Origin of the sequence: Leptothrix discophora (assembly GCF_030705305.1) — a bacterium.
Classification (GTDB): Bacteria; Pseudomonadota; Gammaproteobacteria; order Burkholderiales; family Burkholderiaceae_C; genus Sphaerotilus; species Sphaerotilus discophorus.
The window spans coordinates 676362-694459 of record NZ_JAUZEE010000001.1 but is presented as its reverse complement, the minus strand read 5'-3'; the positions used below and the strand labels follow the sequence as shown (position 1 = coordinate 694459).

Sequence of the window (18098 nt, the reverse complement as noted above, 5' to 3'; positions counted from 1 at the left end):
CAGGCGGCTCAGCCTGATCGTGGTCCCCCACTTGCAGCGGTTCCGGGGCCATTCCGGAGATTATTTCGAGCAATACACCTTCGCGTTTCTTGGCGTGTAAATGCCCATCGTGATCACGCCAAGCAGGCCATTCAGGAAGGTTTCTTGTGTCTCGACCTTCAGGACTTTTGCCGGTCCGCCGCAGATTGCCGCAGCATCCAGCATGCGACTTTGTCCTATGCCGCTGACAAAAAAGGCCTGCGAGGTCTGTTCTGTCGGCCCTTCATCCGTATTCCCGGAGATGACGAAACTCTGGGTCGCGCAACCAGCCAGGAGCGATGCGGCGATGATGGTGATCAGGTGATGTTTCATGCAGTGTGACGGTGAATGGAAAAGTGGGGTGAATGCCATTGGCCTGGTTATCCTAGTCCGTCGTGGTCGGCATGAGAATGCCCAAGCGAGAAATGTTTTGCCTTCTGAGCTGCTTCGGTCAACCTGTTGGTCCCGCTCTGCATCGGTTTGGTTTTGTTTTATTCGGTTTGGTTTCGAAGACGATGGCCAACAGGTCCTGGTCGTTGCCCTGTCTGGGATATTGACGGAACGTCGGAATCACCAATTCTCAGGATAACCCCTCGTCAGCTTGCGGAAATTCTGCGAGAACATGACGCGTATACGTCGCAGGCATGCCCGGTGGTGCAGGGGCCTTGGCGGGAATTGCGGTCCGACGAATATCTTGCACAGCTCGCCGCGATGTCGGCGATGGGCGTCGCGTTTCGTCATCCGCGCCGATGGCATTTGGGTCGGCGTCGGCGTCGCCGGCGTCCAGGAACTGGGGTGGATGGCGCGCGGCAAGGTCTTGTGATTATTCGACATGGCTGTCTTGCCCAGACACCAGGGGCGCGGATTCGGCAGGGCCTTGATGACTGTCTTGCTCGACCTGGCCCAGGACAGCGGATACGGCCGTCTGCGTCTGCACCCGCGTGCCGAACGTGCGTCAATGATCGTCTTGTATCGGGAGCAACTCGGTATGCCGTTCGGCGCGGTGTTTCGGGCCATCACGGGTGGAGAAGATGCGGGAATGCCCATGACCTTGAAGAACCTTCTGGAGATCAGCCTTCCTGCCGTGCGCAGGGATTGAGCGCGGAAAACCGCTTCGGTGCAGGCTACAAGGCCGTCATGCAAGCCGAGTTGGTGGGCCTGCATGTGACCGGTTGTCGGACCCTCACCAGCAAGTCGGGTCATCGCCCGACCGCGATCCAGACGCTGGGGCTGAGCGTGAACCTGCCGCAGACCCAGGTCATCTTGCGGGATGCCTTGCGCAAGCTGCGCAACCTGCCCGACCACGCCGGTGACCTGCTCTGACGGCTTCGTGGCATCCGGGACAGGCCGGTGCGCAGGTTCAGCGTGCCGCCCCCAGCACCGCCTGCTCATGCCCTGGAAACAGGTGCACCACGTTGCGCAGGTATTCGGTCTGGACGGCGGCCCAGTCCTTGTACGGGGCGGGGACGGGGAGCTTCAGGACCTCGGCGAGTTCGAGGCCGTTGCGGGCGGATGTGCGCAGGCGATGGTCGAGCCAGCGCAGGTAGTCGCGGGTCTGGAAGAGGGCGGAGGTGTCGGCGCGGACCGGGCCGTGGCTGGGGACGATCACGCGGGCGTCGGCCGCCTTCAGCGTGGCGGCCAGCGTGGTGAGGCTGGCCAGCCAGTCGTCGATGCGGGCATGCGGCGTCGTCGGGATGCGGTCGGCGAAGGCCAGGCCGCCGATGAAGGCGACGCCGCTGCGGCGGTCGATCAGGACCAGGTCCGAATCGGTATGGCCGCGCAGCTCCTGCAGCAGCAGCTCGCGCCCGCCGATGCGCAGCACGCCGGCCGACGCGGCGGCGTCGAGGCTCGTGGCCGGTCCGGCGTCCGGCAGCAGGGCCTGCGTGCCCTTCATCCAGTCGCCGCACAGGCGGTAGAGGTTGGTCTCGTAGGCCGCCGCCTCGCGCGCCATGCCGGCCCGGGTGGCCTCGGTCGCGCGGCGCGGCAGGTCGGCATAGGCCTGGTTGCCGAGGAAGTAGTCCGGATGCAGGTTGAGGTGAACGACCTGCACGACGGGCTGGCCGGTGGTCCGCTCGATCAGCGCGCGCTGCTGCTCGCCGTAGCGCCTGCTCGGGCCGGTGTTGACCACGACCACGCCCGCGTCCGTGACGATGAAACCGGTGTTGATGATGTTGCAGCCGTTGGCCGGGCTGAAGTCGGCGTTGGCGCCCTCGATGACGTACACGCCGTCGGCCAGCGCGCGGGCCCGCAGGCCGAGGTCGAGCCGGGCCATGTCGACACGGGGAGGCTCGGACGGCGCGGTGATCCGCTCGGTCATCGGTGCCGACATCGGCGCCGGCTGTGCCACGACGCCGCCGCTGGCGAGCGCAAACAGGGTGGCCGTGACGGCGGCCAGTCGAAGGGCGGCACGCATCATTCGATCCGGCTGTCGATGCGGTTGCCGTTGTTGTCCACGCCGACCAGCCGCAGCGGGCCGGTCGGGCGGGTCGGGAAGTCGAAGGAGAAGACCGGGTTCTCGCTGACCGGCTCGAAGGGCTGAAGACGCAGCAGCTCGCGGTCCTGGCCGTCGCGCAGCGTCAGGCGGCTCAGGTAGAAGGCCGGCACGCCAGCCACCAGGCCGGTGTCCATCGGGTGCATGACACGCACACGGATGCGCGAGCCGGCATCCAGCGCGACGCTGTCGGCCGCGCTGCCGGGCGCCTCGCTGCGCTCGAACATGCGGGCGCTGACGCTGCCGAGCGTGCGCGACCAGCTGCCGTCCTTGCGCGTCGCGCCGGAGACGGTGCAGCCACCGCCGGACGAATCGACCCAGGCGCCGCCGACATGCCAGCGCCCGTCGCGCGTGCGCACCGCTGCCCGCACGGGGCTGGCCTGCTCGAGCTTGAAGCGGAAGGACACGCGCGGCAGGGCCGCCAGCGGCTGGTACTCCAGCACCTTGCGGATGGGGTTGCGGTCGACCAGGATGACGATGCGCTCGATACCGTCCAGGCCGTCGACGGCGACCGACACCGGCACGTTCATCGGGTCCTCCGCGAAGGCCGGCCCGCTGACCTGCACCCGTTCGTCCCAGACCACCGGCCCGGCGCCGAGGTACTCGCGGCGCATGTCGGGCCAGGGATGGGACTGGAAGGGATCGCCCTCGAACGCGTCGGCCGCATGCACCGGGCCGACCAGGGCCAAGGCCTGGGCCAGGGCGGCACCAGCGGTGGCCAGCCGGATCAGATGGCGACGGGTGAAAGAGGGCGGTGGTCGCATGGGCGGGTCAGAACTTGCGGAGGTAGCGCAGGGAGACGAGGCCGCTGCGGCCGGGGGCCGGCTCGAAATAACGCTGCTGGGCTTCCGACACGATCACGCTGCCGGCGTAGCGCCGGTCAGCCAGGTTGTCGCCGCGCGTCAGAAGTTCCAGCTTGGCGTCATTGCCGATGTCCCAGGTATGCAGGTAACGCAAGTTGGCGATGCCCCAGCCGGCCGCGAAGCCGCCGCCAGCCGTGCCGGGCGAGTCCTGGTTGCTGTCGTTCAGTGCGGTTCGACCCTGACCGCGGACCTCGAAGCCCCATTCGCCACCCGGCCAGGTCTTCCAGGCGATCTCCGCGAACAGGCTGGATGGCTGCGTGCCGGCGATCTTGTTGCCATCGATAGCACCGGTGCGGTAGCTCGCGTTAAGCACGGTCAAGGCCAGCTGGCCGCGAAGGTTGGGGCTGTGACGCCAGCGCTGCGACAGCTCGAAGCCCTGCCGCAAGGTGTCGCCAACATTCTTGAACGTGCTGCGGCCACCCGAGTTCGTGTTCACGCCGATCTCGTTGCTGGTGGCGATGCTGAAGACTGCCGCGTCGATCGCGTAGTCCTGCGTCGGACGCCACTTGGCACCCAGTTCCAGTTGCCGGCTGCTCTGTGCCGAAAGCGCCTTGTTGAAGCCAGTCGTCGGGCTGCCCTGCGCGTCCACGCTGTAGGCCACTTCGCCGAGCGTCGGCGACTCGTATCCGCGCGATACGCTGGCGTGCAGTGTCAAGGTCTGGTCGGGCTGCCAGCGCAGACCGAAAACGGGGTTGGTGTAGCTGAAGTCCAGCGAGCCGCTGTCGTCCGGGTTGAGGACGACGTAGTGATCGTCATTGGACAGGCGGACCTTGCCGGTTCGCACGCCGGCGATCACCTGCCAATGGGGAGCAAGCGGCAACTCGTACTGGGCATACGCCTCGCGCGACATGGCCTTGTTGGTTTCGTCGCGCCGCAACGTGCCGACAACGCCGGTGACGGTCGGATTGCTGGTGAAGTTCTCGTAGCCCTTGCGGTCGTCACGTTGCTGTTCAAGGTTGAAGCCCGTCACCAAATCGCCGTCGCCTAGCTTCCAGTTGAGGCGTCCGTCAATGCCGGCGTAGCGACGATCGAAGTCGATGACGCCGCCGCCGCTTGAGGCTGGCGCCTGCGCACCCACCGTCGTCGACAACATCTGGAAGACCGACCGCTCCCCCATGTAGGTGCTGACCTGGGTCGACTGCAAGGCGCTGTCGCCGCCGATCTGGTGCAGCCAGCTCAGGCCGGCCTGCGTCTGGTCGATGGTCTTGCGGGTCTTGAAGTTCGTGGCCTGGACCGCAGTCTGGTCTGGATTCTGGTTAAAGAGGGTGCGCGTCAGGCCGAGTGGGTCGTTGGCACGCTGATGCTGGTCGCTGATGGCGAGCGTGACGCGGTCGTCCTCGCCCACCCAGCCCAGGCGGATGTTGGCGAGGCGTCGGTCGGCGTCGCTCTGCGGGCGGAAGCCGTCGATCTCGAAGCTGGAGAAGTTGGCCGCGATCGAGAAGCCGCCGTCGAACGGTGACTGGAACGCCACGCGCTGTTGGCGCAGGCCGGAGCTGCCGGCGTCGACGCCGACCTCGAAGCTGCGATCACGCACGGGCTTGGACCACGCCGCGATGACGCCGCCCGAGCTGTTGCCATACAGCGCCGAGAACGGCCCCCGAAGCACCTCCACCCGATCCGCGCCCGCCAGGTCGAAATGCGCCACCTGACCTTGGCCGTCCGGCATCGTCGCCGGGATGCCGTCGGCGTACAGGCGCATGCCGCGCACGCCGAAGCCGGCGCGGGCGCCGAAGCCGCGCGAGCTGATCTGCAGGTCCTGGGCGTAGTTGTTGCGGTTGGCGACCACCAGGCCGGGCACCGATTGCAGGGCCTCGGACAGGTTGACCATCGGGCCGGCTGCGCGCAGCGCCTCGCTGCCGACGGCGCTGATCGCGTAGGGCGCGTCGACCAGCTTCTGTTCGCGGGTCGAGCCGGTGATGACGACGCTTTCCAGGCGTTCGGCCTCCTGGGCCTGGGCAACCGGCAGCGTCGCGGCCGCGGACAGCGCCAGCGTGGCGTGAACGGCCAGGGTCAGCGGCGACAGGCGGGGACGGGAGAGCGGGTGCGTGGGCATCGGATGTGTCATGGCGTGTGGGATCGAAGGTGCGGATGACCTTGAGCGAGCGAGTCGAATGTTCGCGAGGCCAGCCGGCTGCGGCCAGTTCGCATTAACCCGCTCGGACACCGTCACGCGGGCGACAGGTCGACCGCAGCCGCGGCGGACAGCGCGGCCTCTGGAACCGATCGTTCACGCTGGAGCAGTCGACGTGTTCCAACGCGGGACAGCGGTGCGGCCCGGCGCCGGGTCGACCGGCCGCCGGTGCTGGCCATCAGGCCATGCAACCGGCCTCGACACCCGCCGCACCGCCGACCGAGACGGGTTCGGGGATGCGGTAGCCGTAGCGCACGCCGGTCACCTCGGCCAGGATGGCCACCGCGATTTCCGGCGGCGTGCGGGCACCGTTCTTGATGCCGACCGGGCCGTGCAGGCGGCCGAGTTCGGCCTCGGTCAGGCCGAAGTGCTCGCCGAGGCGCTGCTTGCGCTTGGCCTGGTTCAGGCGCGAGCCGATCGCGCCGACGTAGAAGGCCGGCGAGCGCAGCGCCTCCATCAGCGCCAGGTCGTCGAGCTTGGGGTCGTGGGTCAGGGCGATGACGGCGCAGTGCGCGTCCAGCGACAGCGCCACCAGCGCGTCGTCGGGCATCTCGCGCACGAGCTGGCAGCCGGCGACCTCGAAGCCGTCGGCGTACTCGGGGCGCGGGTCGATGATGAAGACCTGGTAGTCGAGCGCCCGGCCCATCTCGGCCAGGAACTGCGTCATCTGGCCGGCACCGATGACGATCAGGCGCCAGCCCGGGCCATGCGTGCTGACCAGCGTCTGGCCGTCGAAGGTCAGCGTGTCGCCCGGCTCGGCCTCGGTCAGCGTGACCGCGCCGGTGAGGAAGTCGAGCGTGCGACGCACCCGGCGGCCGCTGGCCAGGCGTTCGAGCAGGACCTCGATGCCGCTGTGCGGCAGCACCGGCTCCAGCACCAGCTCGATCGTGCCGCCGCAGGGCAGGCCGAAGCGCGCGGCCTCGTCGCCGGAGACGCCGTAGCGCACGGTGCGCGGGGTGTCGGCCAGCAGCGCGCCCTCGCGGACACGCTCGATCAGGTCGTCCTCGATGCAGCCGCCGGAGACCGAGCCGGCGATCTGGCCGTCGTCGCGCACCGCCACGACCGAGCCGATCGGGCGCGGCGCCGAGCCCCAGGTCCGGATGATCGTGCCCAGCACCACGCGGTGTCCTGAGGCGCGCCAGTTCTGCACCTGGCGAAGGATCTGGAGGTCGATGTTGTCCATGGCGTGTCGGGGCTGAGGTCGGGGGTCAGGCGGCGCGGGGCGCGCTGCCGAAGAATCGCGGCAGAGGGTACGGAGGGCGCGGGTTGCACCTTACTGCGGCGTCATGTTGTCGCCGACGTCTCTTCTACCCCTATGAAGGGCCTTGCCGAGCGCGTGCTATGCGCGGCGCTTCATAGGGAATCGCGACAGGCGGATGCGAACGCCCGTGCTGCATAGGATGCGCCTCGAGTTGAAGGCCGGAAAGGGGTGTCGCAGCGCGCCCGCGGAAGGTCGGTCGACCACCAGACCCACGAGGAGACACCCCCATGACGACGATCACCCTTCAGGTCAACGGCCGCGACGTGACGCGCGACGTTGAGCCTCAGACCCTGCTGGTCCAGTTCATCCGCGAGACGCTGCAGCTGACCGGGACCCACGTCGGTTGCGACACCTCGCAGTGCGGTGCCTGCACCGTGCACGTCGACGGCCGCGCGGTGAAGAGCTGCGCCATGCTGGCCGCCCAGGCCGCCGGCAAGCAGGTCACCACCATCGAGGGCCTGGCCGCCGCCGACGGCACGCTGCACCCGATGCAGGCCGCCTTCAACCAGTGCCACGGCCTGCAGTGCGGCTTCTGCACCCCGGGCATGGTGATGAGCGCGGTCGACCTGGTGCAGCACCACGGCTGCCACAGCGATGCGCAGGTCCGCGAGGCCCTGGAAGGCAACCTCTGCCGCTGCACCGGTTACCAGAACATCGTCAAGGCGGTGTTCGTGGGCGCCGAGGCGATGAAGGCCTGACCCGGCCTGATCCGCCACGGAACAACCCAGTCGACATCCACCGGAGCACATTGCATGAACGCACGTCAAGGATTCATCGGTCAGTCGGTCGTCCGTCGTGAAGACGCACGTTTCCTGACCGGTCGCGGCCAGTACACCGACGACATCACCCTGCCTGGCCAGACCTTTGGCTACTTCCTGCGCTCGCCGTATGCGCACGCCCGCCTGCTGAAGGTCGACACCGCCGCGGCAGCCGCCGCACCGGGCGTCGTCGGCGTGTTCACCGGCGAGCACTTCAAGGCCGTCGGCGGCCTGCCCTGCGGCTGGCTGATCAACAACATCGACGGCTCGCCGATGAAGGAGCCCAAGCATCCGGTGCTGGCCGACGGCAAGGTGCGCTACGTCGGCGACCGCGTCGCGCTGGTCGTGGCCGAGACGCTGGACCAGGCCAAGGCCGCGGCCGAGCTGATCGAGGTCGAGTACGAGGAGCTGACCCCCGTCATCACCCCGGCCAAGGCGCTGACCGCGCCGGCCGCCGTGCACGACGAGGCACCGAACAACCAGTGCTACCTCTGGGGCATCGGCGACAAGGACGGCGTGACCGAGGCGTTCAAGACCGCCGCCCACGTCACCACGCTGAAGTTCAAGAACAACCGCCTGGCGCCCAACCCGATGGAGCCGCGTGCGGCCAACGCGTCGTACAGCCGTGCGGACGACCACTACACGCTCTACGTCAGCAACCAGAACCCGCACGTCGAGCGCCTGCTGATGTGCGCCTTCGTGCTGGGCATTCCCGAGCACAAGATGCGCGTGGTGGCCCCGGATGTCGGCGGCGGCTTCGGCGCCAAGATCTACCTGTACGGCGAGGAGACCGCGCTGGTCTGGGCCTCCAAGCAGGTCAACCGCCCGATCAAGTGGACCTGCGAGCGGGGCGAGGCCTTCCTGTCGGACGCGCACGGCCGTGACCACGACTCGCTGGCCGAGCTGGCCCTGGACAAGGACGGCCACTTCCTGGCGCTGCGTGCCACGACCACGGCCAACCTGGGCGCCTACCTGTCGACCTTCTCGACCTGCATCCCGACCATCCTGCACGCCACGCTGCTGGCCGGCCAGTACCGGACGCCCAAGATCTACGCCGAGATCAACGCGGTGTTCACCAACACCTCGCCGGTCGACGCCTACCGCGGCGCCGGCCGTCCGGAGGCGACCTACCTGCTCGAGCGCATCGTCGAGACGGCCGCCAAGGAGATGGGCATCGCACCGGCCGAGCTGCGGCGCCGCAACTTCATCACCGAGTTCCCGTACGCCTCGCCGGTCGGCCTGACCTACGACACCGGCGACTTCTTCGCCACCCTGAAGCGCGCCGAGGAACTGGCGGACGTGGCCGGCTTCGCCGCGCGCCGTGCGGCCTCCGAGGCCAAGGGCCTCAAGCGCGGCCTGGGCCACAGCTGCTACATCGAGGCCTGCGGCATCGCGCCGTCGGCCGTCGCTGGCGCGCTCGGCGCCCGTGCCGGCCTGTTCGAGGCCGGCGAGGTGCGTGTCCACCCGACCGGCAAGGTCACGGTGTTCACCGGCTCGCACAGCCATGGCCAGGGCCACGAGACGACCTTCGCGCAGGTCGTGGCCGAGAAGCTCGGCATCCCGATGGACGACATCGACATCGTCCACGGCGACACCAGCAAGGTGCTGTTCGGCATGGGCACCTACGGTTCGCGCTCGCTGGCCGTGGGCGGCACCGCCATCGTCAAGGCGCTGGACAAGGTGATCGCCAAGGGCAAGAAGATCGCGGCCCACCTGATGGAAGCGGCCGACACCGACGTGGTCTTCGAGAACGGCAACTTCAAGGTCGCCGGCACCGACAAGTCCATCCCCTTCGCGCAGGTGTCGCTGACGGCCTACGTGCCGCACAACTTCCCGCACGACAAGCTGGAGCCGGGCCTGAACGAGAACGCGTTCTACGATCCGAGCAACTTCACCTACCCGGCCGGCGCCTACATCTGCGAGGTCGAGATCGACCCCGCGACCGGCACCACCCGGATCGACCGCTTCACGGCGGTGGACGACTTCGGCAACGTCGTCAACCCGATGATCGTCGAGGGTCAGGTGCATGGCGGCATCGCCCAGGGCGTGGGCCAGGCGCTGCTCGAGCACGCCATCTACGACGAGGAAACCGGCCAGCTGCTGACCGGCAGCTACATGGACTACGCCATGCCGCGCGCCGACGACCTGCCCAGCCTGATGGTCGAGACCGCCAAGGGCACGCCCTGCACCCACAACCCGCTGGGCGTGAAGGGCTGCGGCGAGGCCGGTGCCATCGGCACGCCACCGGCGGTCATCAACGCGGTCTGCGATGCCCTGGGCGTCAAGGACGTGCCGATGCCCGCGACGCCTTACGCCGTCTGGCAAGCCGCCCGCGGCGCGAACTGAGTCCCGAGGACGACAGGAGACAACCCCATGCAAGCATTCGCGTACCACACCCCGTCCTCCGTGGCCGACGCCGCCCGCGCGGCCGCAGCCGATGACGCCAAGATCGTTGCCGGCGGCCAGTCGCTGCTGGCCTCGATGAAGCTCGGCCTGGCCGCGCCCGCGGCGCTGGTCGACCTCGGCGCGCTGGCCGACCTGCGCGGCATCCGCGTCGCCGATGGCAGCGTCACCCTCGGCGCGATGACCACCCACGCCACGGTCGCGGCTTCGGCCGAGGTCCAGAAGGCCATACCCGCGCTGGCCGACCTGGCCAGCCGCATTGGCGATCGCCAGGTCCGCAACCGCGGCACCATCGGCGGCAGCCTGGCCAACAACGACCCGGCAGCCTGCTATCCGGCCGCCGTGCTGGGCCTGGGCGCGACGGTCCACACCGACCGCCGCAGCATCGCCGCCGACGACTTCTTCGTCGGCCTGTACGAGACGGCGCTGCAAGCCGGCGAGGTCATCACCTCGGTGAGCTTCCCGATCCCGGCCAAGGCCGCATGGCAGAAGTTCAAGCAACCGGCCTCGCGCTTCTCGATCGTCGGCGTGTTCGTCAGCCAGGGCCCGCAAGGCACCCGCGTGGCGGTCACCGGTGCCGGTGCGTGCGTGTTCCGCGCCACCGACATCGAGGCCGCGCTGGCGGCCGACTGGTCGGCGGCGGCGGCCTCGGGCGTCAGCGTCCCCGCCGACGGCCTGAACGGCGACCTGCACGGCTCGGCCGAGTACCGCGCCGCGCTGATCCCGGTGCTGGCCTCGCGCGCCGTCGCGGCCGCCTGAGTCCGGAGCCGCGATGAACGACACCGTGGTGAGCGATGCGGGCGGACCGATCGGCCTGAACGGCCCGGGCAACCTGGCCGACCGGCTGGGCCGCAGCCCCGTCGGCATGCTGCCCAGCAGCATCGACGACACGCAGGCCTGCCTGCTCGCGCTGGGCTATGTGCCCGAACGCTCGCTCGCCACGGTGATCTACCTCGCCCTCAAGCTCCAGCGTCCGGTGCTGCTGGAAGGCGAGCCGGGCACCGGCAAGACCGAGATCGCCAAGACCCTGGCGACGATGCTGGGTCGGCCGCTGATCCGGCTGCAGTGCCACGAGGGCCTGGACCTAGCCGGCGCGGCCTACGAATGGAACTACGCCCGCCAGATGATGGAGATCCGCCTGGCCGAAGCCGGCACCCAGGGCGGACAGGGCCGGCCTGCCGACCGCGATGCGCTGGCCGCCGATCTCTTCTCGTCGCGCTTCCTGATCAAGCGCGCGCTGCTGCAGGCCATCGACCCGGCCAACCCGGTCGCGCCGGTGCTGCTGATCGACGAACTCGACCGGGCCGACGAGCCCTTCGAGGCCTTCCTGCTGGAGGTCCTGTCGGACTTCCAGATCACGATTCCCGAACTCGGCACGGTGCAGGCCAAGGAGCCTCCGATCGTCGTGCTGACGTCCAACCGCACCCGCGAGATCCACGACGCGGTCAAGCGCCGCTGCCTCTACCACTGGGTCGATTTCCCGACCGTCAAGCGCGAACTGCAGATCCTCGAGGCCCGCCTGCCCAGGATCGGCCGCGAGCTGGCGCGCGAGATCGTCGCCTTCATCCAGGGCCTGCGCAAGCTCGACCTCTACAAGCTGCCCGGCATCGCCGAGACGCTGGAATGGAGCCGCGCGCTGCTGGAACTCGACGCGATGGTGCTGGACCCCGAACTCGTCCAGCAGACCCTGGGCGTGCTGCTGAAGTACCAGGACGACATCCAGCGCGTGCAGGGCAGCGAAGCCGCCCGCCTGCTGGAGGAAGCCCGCGTGGCCGCCCGCGGCCTGCAGGAAGCGGCGCGGGCCTGAGCGTCGCGCCATGCTGCCTGTCCCGCAAGCCGACGCGCTGGCCGGCCACCTGGCCGAGAACGTCATGCACTTCGCCCGCGTGCTGCGTGCGGCCGGCATCCCGGTGGGCACCGGGCGCATCGAGCTGGCCCTGACCGCCCTGCGCCTGGGCGGAATGGAGAGCCGGCGCGATTTCCATGCGGCGCTCAGCGCCACGCTGATCGACCGGGCCGAACACCGCCTGCTGTTCGACCAGGCCTTCCACATCTTCTGGAAGAACCCCGACCTCGAGGGCCGCATGCGCGCGCTGCTGCTGCCCAAGGTCGACCTGAACGGCTCGTTGCCACCGCCACCCGAGCACCATCGCCTGGCGGCCGCCTTCTTCCCGAACACCCAGCCGCCGTCGCCGCCGCCGAAGGACCGGCCGGCCGAGGACGAGATCCAGATCGATGCCTCGCTGACCTGGAACGAGCAGGAGGTGCTGCGCCACACCGACTTCGAGACCATGACGGCCGAGGAATGGCGCGACGCCAAACGGCTGCTGCACAAGCTGGTGCGGTTCGTCGAGCCGCTGCCGACGCGTCGACAGGCCCGCGCCCACGCGCCCGGTCGGGCCGACTGGCGCGCCACGATGCAGGCGATGGCCCGCCAGGGCGGCTCGGTCTGGGACATGCGCTGGCGACGCCCGCGCGTCGAGCCGGCGCCGCTGGTCGTGTTGGCCGACATCTCCGGCTCGATGAGCCGCTACTCGCGCATGCTGCTGCACTTCACCCATGCGCTGGGCCATGCCGATGCGCGGGTCGAGAGCTTCGTCTTCGGCACCCGACTGACCCACACGACCCGGCTGATGCGCCAGCGCGACCCGGACCTGGCCGTGGGCCAGGTCAGCCACGCGGTGCAGGACTGGGCCGGTGGCACCCGCATCAGCGCCTGCCTGCATGCCTTCAACCGCCGCTGGGCCCGCCGCGTGCTGCGCGGCAATGCGACCGTGCTGCTGGTCACCGACGGCCTGGAGCACGGCGACACGGCGGCGCTGTCCTTCGAGATGGACCGGCTCGCGCGCAGCTGTCGCCGGCTGGTCTGGCTCAACCCGCTGCTGCGCTACGACGCCTTCGAGCCGCGCGCGGCCGGCATCCGGGCCATGCTGCCGCACGTCGACGAATTCATGAGCGCCCACAACTTGGACAGCCTGGCCGACCTGGCCCGGCTGCTGGCCCGGCCGGCGAGCCACCGCATCCCGCCCTCGCGCGGCGAGTTCCTGCAGGCACTGCAGGACGGCGCACGGCTGAGCGGCACCTGACCTTCTTCCTTCACTTCCCCAGAGCACACGCCATGCAACTCGAGAACACCCAGACCTTGCCCGTGTCCCAGGCCATCGCCTGGGAGAGCCTCAACGACATGAGCCTGATCCAGCAGGCCATCCCCGGCTGCGAGGGCATCGAGACGGTCGGCGAGAACCAGTACGAGGTCGTGGTCGTGGCCGCGATCGGCCCGGTCAAGGCCAAGTTCAAGGGCAAGCTGCACATCAGCGACTTCGTCGCGCCGGTGTCCTACCAGCTCGCCTTCGAGGGCCAGGGCGGCGCGGCCGGTCATGGCAAGGGCACGGCCCAGGTGAGGCTGAGCGCGCAGGGCGAGAACGAGACCCTGCTGACCTACAGCGTGCACGCGACGGTCGGCGGCAAGATCGCGCAGATCGGCTCGCGCCTGGTCGACATGGCGGCCGCCAAGATGGCCCGCGACTTCTTCGAGAAGTTCAACGCCGCCCTGACCGAACGCCACGCCCCGCCGGTCGAAGCCGTCGCCGAAGGCGAGGCCGCACCGGCCGAGGACGAGAAGAAGGGCTGGTTCAAGAAGCTGGTGGGCAAGGCCTAAGCCCCTCGCCTTTCCATGACAAAGGCCGGCGTGAGCCGGCCTTTTTCGGTTCAGGCCGGCGCGAGCCGGCCTTTTGCGTTTGAGGCCGGCACATGCCGGCGTCGTCCCATCAGGGCGTTGCGGCCAGCACGGAGCGGAAGAAACCGGCCGTCGATGCGGTGCAGAAAGGCGCAACCGTGGCGTGGTAGTTCTGTGCCACGGCCGTTGCACCGCCGGTGATGCCGGCGATGGCCGTCTGGAAGCCGACCTTGGCCGCTGCGAAGGGATCGGTGCCGCCGGTCGGTGCGGTCTCCAGGTCCAGCGTGGTCACGGTTCCCGTGGGCAGCGGCAACGTGCCGAACCAGGCGGCCTGCAATTGCGTGTTGACGTAGAACACGGTCGGATCGTTGGCGCCGCCGCACATGAAGACCGGGAAGGCCGGCGCCCAGCCACCGCGCAGATCGTTCTGCTTGGCGCGTGCACGCAGCGGGTGGTTCGTGACACAGGCAGCAGGCGATGCAGCGTTGCAGGGATTGGCGGCTGCATCGGCCAGGACGGCGTTGGCGTAGGTGGTCTTGATCAGGCCGCTCCCAGGTGCGCCGAACAAGGGCTGGAAGGACGCCGAAGCCAGCCCGAACGCCGCAGCGTCGGTGTCAAACAGGGCGGCCTGCGGCAGCTTTCCGGTCGTGAACAGCGCCTGCTGGGTCAAGGTCGACGGCACCAGCGTCTCGATTCCGGTCGCATAGGCTGTGTTGTAGACATCGCCCGCCGCCTGGTAGATGTCGCCATACGAACGCTTCCAGCTGGTGGTCAGCAGGGGCGCGAACAGCGTGCCACCGACGATGGGGCTGCCGCCGAAAATCGCGTCCGCGAACTTGGCGAGGGCGTAGGGCCCGCTGCCACCGGCAACGGCCGTCACGGGCTGACCGGCAAGGCGCAGCGCCTTGGCGGTCGCCATCGCGACATGTGCGCCTTGGGAATAGCCGGTGATCAGCAGCTTGCCGCTGTCGCTGGTGCCGTTGGCGATCTTCGCGACCGCCTGCCGTCCAGCCGACAGCGCGTCGATCATGTCCTTGGACTGCTGGTCGGCGTTGAGGTACGGGTGGTAGCTCAGTGCCGAGTTCTCGTAGCCGGCGTAGTTCGGTGCCACGACGATCATGCCCTGGGCCGCATAGAGGGCCGCGATCAGGCCAGCCTCGCCGCCGGCCGCGTTGGTCGTGCTGCCCAGCAGCGCGATGTTGTAGTCCTTCGCGGTGGTCGTGCCGTGGGCATGAAGGACGATCGGCCGAGCGCCGCTGCAGCCGGTGCCGCCGGTGGGGATCAGCAGAGCCCCGGTGGCGTTGGTCTTCTCGCCGGCGCCACCGACGGTGCCGTACTGGATGTAGCGCAGGTCCAGGCCACAAGGCAGCGTGGCAGCGGGATCGGCCAGGTTGACGCCTGCGAGTTGCAGCAGCTGCTGGCCTTGCGCGGAGCCCCGCAACTGGGCCGTGAACTGCGCCGCCGTCAGGCTCGCCAGTTGCGTCGGCGGGTTGCGCTGGATCGACCCGCGGTCGTTCGACAGGTTGATCGTCACATCGCTGCTGTCCCCCCCGCCACCGCAGGCGGCCAGGGTCAGCAGGGCGGCGGCGGCGAGCAGGCCGGGGATGAAACGGGTAGGGCGCATGGATGGGCGTCGGCTGGATGAAATGAATAGCACGACCGTGCTATTTCGATCAGTATCCGGCCCGTTACCCAAACGTCACAAATGGTGGAAACCCTTCAACGTCGGCTCGTGACGACGAAAAGCATGCCGCCCGCGCGGACGCCTGCGCCGGCGTCGTTCAGGCCTGCGGCTGCGCCGGCACGGCGGCGATCCAGCCTTCGAGCGGGTCGACGCCCTCGGGCCAACCGTTTCGCGGGCGGCCAAGCGTCCAGGCTGCCTGCATCAGGCACAGGACCGCGTCGAGCGCGTCGCCCTGGGGCTCGTCGATCAGGCGCTGGCGCGTCGGCGGGTCGACCACCAGGCGCAGGCCCAGCGTGGGCGCACCGGCCTGGAGTCGGTTGACCAGCAGAGCGCGCGCGTCGGTGCGCTCGTGCGTCTGGCGCGCGGGGTCGTCGCTCTTGTAGGACGTCCGCCCGATCAGCGCCCGGGCGAGGTGGCCGGGATAGGCCTCCAGCGCGGCGCGGTCCGGATCGCCCGGGTGCAGGCCCGGCAGCGCGCAGCCCGCCGCCAGCAGGGCCGCCACGCCGGCATGCAGCATGTACGCGACCGGCGGGTTGACCCACTTCATCGACGGCGAGGAGCCGGCCGGCCCGTCGCAGGCACGGTGCGCGAACTTGCCGCCCGGCGGTCGGGCATCGCAGAAGGCCGCAAAGGTGGCGCGGATGGTGGCGCGGTCCAGCGCCAGGTAGTGGCGCATCAGCGCGGGCCAGTCGGTCGGCCAGCCCAGGGTCTCGACCAGCTCGCGGGGCAGGCCGAAGGGCAGGTCGAAGCCGCCGAGCCAGGGACCGGGCTCGCGCAACAGGGCGAGGAAGGTGGATTCGTCCGGGCAGGACCGCAGGCCGGTCAGGCGGACCTCGTCGCCGTGCTGCACACCTTCGGCGACGACGATGGGCTTGCGCCGGGTCGGCCGGCTGCTGAAGTCGACCCCGATCAGGCGCGGCGTCACGGTGCGGGCGGGATCAGTCGCCGGCGCTGCCCGGTGGCACGCCGGCATGGCCTTCGACCAGCTTGTGCAGCATGGCCATGAAGACCGGCCGATCGGCCTCGGGCAGCGGCGCGAGGATCAGTTCCTGGGTCGCCTTGACGCCGGGCAGCACCTCGGCGAGCAGCTGTTCGCCGGCGGGGGTCAGCGTCAGCAGGCGCACGCGGCGGTCATGCGGGGCGAGGTTGCGCTGGATCAGGCCACGCCGCTCCAGGCGGTCGATCACGCCGCCGATCGTCGAGGTGTCGAAGCCGATCGAATCGGCCAGCGTGCGCTGGTCCAGGCCGGGCTGTTCGTGGGTCGCGATCATGGCGGCGAACTGCACCGGGGTCAGCGCCTGTTCGGCGGTCTGCGCCATGAAGAGCGCAACGGCGGCCTGCTGGAGGCGGCGCACGAGGTAGCCGGGCTGGACCTGGAGATAGGGACGTGGCGTCGAGTCGACCATCGGGGACGTCGGAAGAAGCAGGGGCGCCGGATCGTAGCCGCCCCTGAGGCCGCTGGACGCCCGCCGGATCAGCAGGCGCGGCCGACGATGGAGGCGGTCGCGATCAGCTCTTCGAGCATCGCCATCGACACCGGGCCGGGCACGCAGAAGGGGTCCAGCACCGGGCGCTCGCTGTACTTCAGCACGATCGACGGGTTGATGCGCGCGAGGTTGACCTGGCCCATGGTCCAGCCGGAGAAGCGCCGCTCGGCGATCTCGGCGTAGTGCAGCAGCGTCACGTCCTTGTGACGCGGATCACCCGCGATGCGGTTGTAGAGCTGGTTGACCGGCTCGCGGCCGCCTTCGAGCACCTGCATGAAGACGTCGCCGCCGTGGCACAGGATGCCGGTGATGCCCAGGGCCGGGTTGGTCACCCGCGATCGGGCCAGGATGGCATCGATCAGGTCGGAGGTGACCGAATCGGCGCGGCTGGCGTAGAGCAGTCGGACGAGCATGTCGGGCTTTCGGTCGTGTTCGGTGAGGGGAAGGGGAAGGGGAAGGGGACGGGGCAGAACAGCTGGAGGGTTCAGGACTTCTTGCGGTGCAGCAGCGACAGGAACTCGCGCCGCAGGTTGGCGTCCTTCAGGAAGGAGCCGCGCATGACACTGTTGATCATCTTGGAGTCCATGTCCTTGACGCCGCGCCAGCCCATGCAGAAATGGTCGGCTTCCATCACGACGGCCAGGCCGTCGGGCTGCATCTTGGACTGCAGCAGGTCGGCGACCTGGGTGACGGCCTCTTCCTGGATCTGCGGCCGGCTCATGATCCAGTCGGCCAGGCGGGCGTACTTCGACAGGCCGATCAGGTTGGAGTGCTCGTTGGGCATGACGCCGATCCACAGCTGGCCGACGATCGGGCAGAGGTGGTGCGAGCAGGCGCTGCGCACGGTGATCGGGCCGACGATCATCAGCTCGTTGAGGTGCTCGACGTTGGGGAACTCGGTGGTCGCAGGGGCTGCCACGTAACGGCCCTTGAAGACCTCGCGCACGTACATCTTGGCCACCCGTCGGGCGGTGTCCTGGGTGTTGTGATCGCTCTCGGTGTCGATCACCAGGCTGGAGAGCACGCAGGCCATCTTGGCCTGGACCTCGTCGACGAGGGCGTCGAGTTCACCCTCGTGGATGAAGTCGGCGATGTTGTCGTTGGCATGGAAGCGCCGCTGGGCCGCCTTGATGCGCGCGCGGATGCGCTGCGAGACCGGCAGGCCACCGGCGGCGACGTTCGCGTCGGCCTCGGCGTCGGAGCTTCGGTCCAGATCGGGCAGGAAGGAGGTGTTGGACATGTCGTGGGCTTCGGTGCGGTCTGCCCGAGGGTTCGGCAAACGTCTGGCCGGATGCTATCAGTGGCCCTCCGACCGGCGCAGGCGCG

At 69.1% G+C, this 18098-nt stretch carries 18 protein-coding genes; 8 read left to right on the top strand and 10 right to left on the bottom strand.

Annotation, left to right across the window (positions count from 1 at the left end):
* Positions 1-60 precede the first annotated feature (60 nt).
* Complete coding sequence (locus tag Q8X39_RS03125) at positions 61-351, bottom strand: Bor family protein (protein ID WP_305748147.1); 291 nt, start codon at positions 349-351, stop codon at positions 61-63.
* 499 nt (positions 352-850) lie between these two features.
* Here Q8X39_RS03125 and Q8X39_RS03120 point away from each other — a divergent pair, with 499 nt between their 5' ends.
* Complete coding sequence (locus Q8X39_RS03120; RefSeq protein WP_305748146.1) at positions 851-1117, top strand: GNAT family N-acetyltransferase; 267 nt, start codon at positions 851-853, stop codon at positions 1115-1117.
* 38 nt (positions 1118-1155) lie between these two features.
* Complete coding sequence (locus Q8X39_RS03115) at positions 1156-1341, top strand: hypothetical protein (protein WP_305748145.1); 186 nt, start codon at positions 1156-1158, stop codon at positions 1339-1341.
* A gap of 37 nt (positions 1342-1378) precedes the next feature.
* Here the strand turns inward: Q8X39_RS03115 and Q8X39_RS03110 are convergent, their stop codons facing one another.
* From Q8X39_RS03110 to Q8X39_RS03095, 4 genes are all read right to left on the bottom strand, one after another.
* The gene (locus Q8X39_RS03110) at positions 1379-2431 is read right to left on the bottom strand and encodes a quinoprotein relay system zinc metallohydrolase 1 (RefSeq protein ID WP_305748144.1); all 1053 of its coding nucleotides are present in this window, start codon (positions 2429-2431) and stop codon (positions 1379-1381) included.
* On the bottom strand, positions 2431-3273 hold the full coding sequence (locus Q8X39_RS03105; protein WP_305748143.1) for a quinoprotein dehydrogenase-associated SoxYZ-like carrier: 843 nt from the start codon (positions 3271-3273) through the stop codon (positions 2431-2433). The genes Q8X39_RS03110 and Q8X39_RS03105 overlap by 1 nt, the downstream gene beginning before the upstream one ends.
* Before the next feature lie 7 nt (positions 3274-3280).
* Positions 3281-5425, bottom strand: coding sequence for a TonB-dependent receptor family protein (locus Q8X39_RS03100; protein WP_305748142.1), 2145 nt, complete (start codon positions 5423-5425; stop codon positions 3281-3283).
* Positions 5426-5681: 256 nt separating this feature from the next.
* Complete coding sequence (locus Q8X39_RS03095; protein ID WP_305748141.1) at positions 5682-6686, bottom strand: XdhC family protein; 1005 nt, start codon at positions 6684-6686, stop codon at positions 5682-5684.
* 305 nt (positions 6687-6991) lie between these two features.
* Between Q8X39_RS03095 and Q8X39_RS03090 the strand changes: the two genes are divergently transcribed.
* From Q8X39_RS03090 to Q8X39_RS03065, 6 genes are all read left to right on the top strand, one after another.
* The gene (locus tag Q8X39_RS03090; protein ID WP_305748140.1) at positions 6992-7462 is read left to right on the top strand and encodes a (2Fe-2S)-binding protein; all 471 of its coding nucleotides are present in this window, start codon (positions 6992-6994) and stop codon (positions 7460-7462) included.
* Positions 7463-7516: 54 nt separating this feature from the next.
* Positions 7517-9868 (top strand): xanthine dehydrogenase family protein molybdopterin-binding subunit, encoded by a 2352-nt coding sequence (locus Q8X39_RS03085; protein WP_305748139.1) that lies wholly within the window; start codon positions 7517-7519, stop codon positions 9866-9868.
* A gap of 27 nt (positions 9869-9895) precedes the next feature.
* Positions 9896-10684, top strand: coding sequence for an FAD binding domain-containing protein (locus Q8X39_RS03080; RefSeq protein ID WP_305748138.1), 789 nt, complete (start codon positions 9896-9898; stop codon positions 10682-10684).
* Positions 10685-10790: 106 nt separating this feature from the next.
* The gene (locus Q8X39_RS03075) at positions 10791-11732 is read left to right on the top strand and encodes an AAA family ATPase (protein ID WP_305748277.1); all 942 of its coding nucleotides are present in this window, start codon (positions 10791-10793) and stop codon (positions 11730-11732) included.
* A 10-nt stretch (positions 11733-11742) separates the two neighbouring features.
* Positions 11743-13011, top strand: coding sequence for a vWA domain-containing protein (locus tag Q8X39_RS03070; protein WP_305748137.1), 1269 nt, complete (start codon positions 11743-11745; stop codon positions 13009-13011).
* Between the two features lie 32 nt (positions 13012-13043).
* Positions 13044-13583: an SRPBCC family protein gene (locus Q8X39_RS03065; protein ID WP_305748136.1), complete on the top strand. Its 540-nt coding sequence runs from the start codon at positions 13044-13046 to the stop codon at positions 13581-13583.
* Between the two features lie 109 nt (positions 13584-13692).
* On the opposite strand, the gene Q8X39_RS03060 is transcribed toward Q8X39_RS03065, so the two are convergent.
* From Q8X39_RS03060 to folE, 5 genes are all read right to left on the bottom strand, one after another.
* Entirely contained in the window at positions 13693-15225 is a 1533-nt protein-coding gene (locus Q8X39_RS03060; RefSeq protein ID WP_305748135.1) for an alpha/beta hydrolase family protein, read from the bottom strand.
* Positions 15226-15382: 157 nt separating this feature from the next.
* On the bottom strand, positions 15383-16258 hold the full coding sequence (locus tag Q8X39_RS03055; protein ID WP_305748134.1) for a DUF429 domain-containing protein: 876 nt from the start codon (positions 16256-16258) through the stop codon (positions 15383-15385).
* Complete coding sequence (locus Q8X39_RS03050) at positions 16224-16691, bottom strand: MarR family winged helix-turn-helix transcriptional regulator (RefSeq protein ID WP_305748133.1); 468 nt, start codon at positions 16689-16691, stop codon at positions 16224-16226. The genes Q8X39_RS03055 and Q8X39_RS03050 overlap by 35 nt, the downstream gene beginning before the upstream one ends.
* Before the next feature lie 68 nt (positions 16692-16759).
* The gene (locus tag Q8X39_RS03045) at positions 16760-17185 is read right to left on the bottom strand and encodes a BLUF domain-containing protein (protein ID WP_305748132.1); all 426 of its coding nucleotides are present in this window, start codon (positions 17183-17185) and stop codon (positions 16760-16762) included.
* Between the two features lie 71 nt (positions 17186-17256).
* Positions 17257-18012: a GTP cyclohydrolase I gene (gene folE / locus Q8X39_RS03040; protein WP_305748131.1), complete on the bottom strand. Its 756-nt coding sequence runs from the start codon at positions 18010-18012 to the stop codon at positions 17257-17259.
* Positions 18013-18098: the final 86 nt, after the last annotated feature.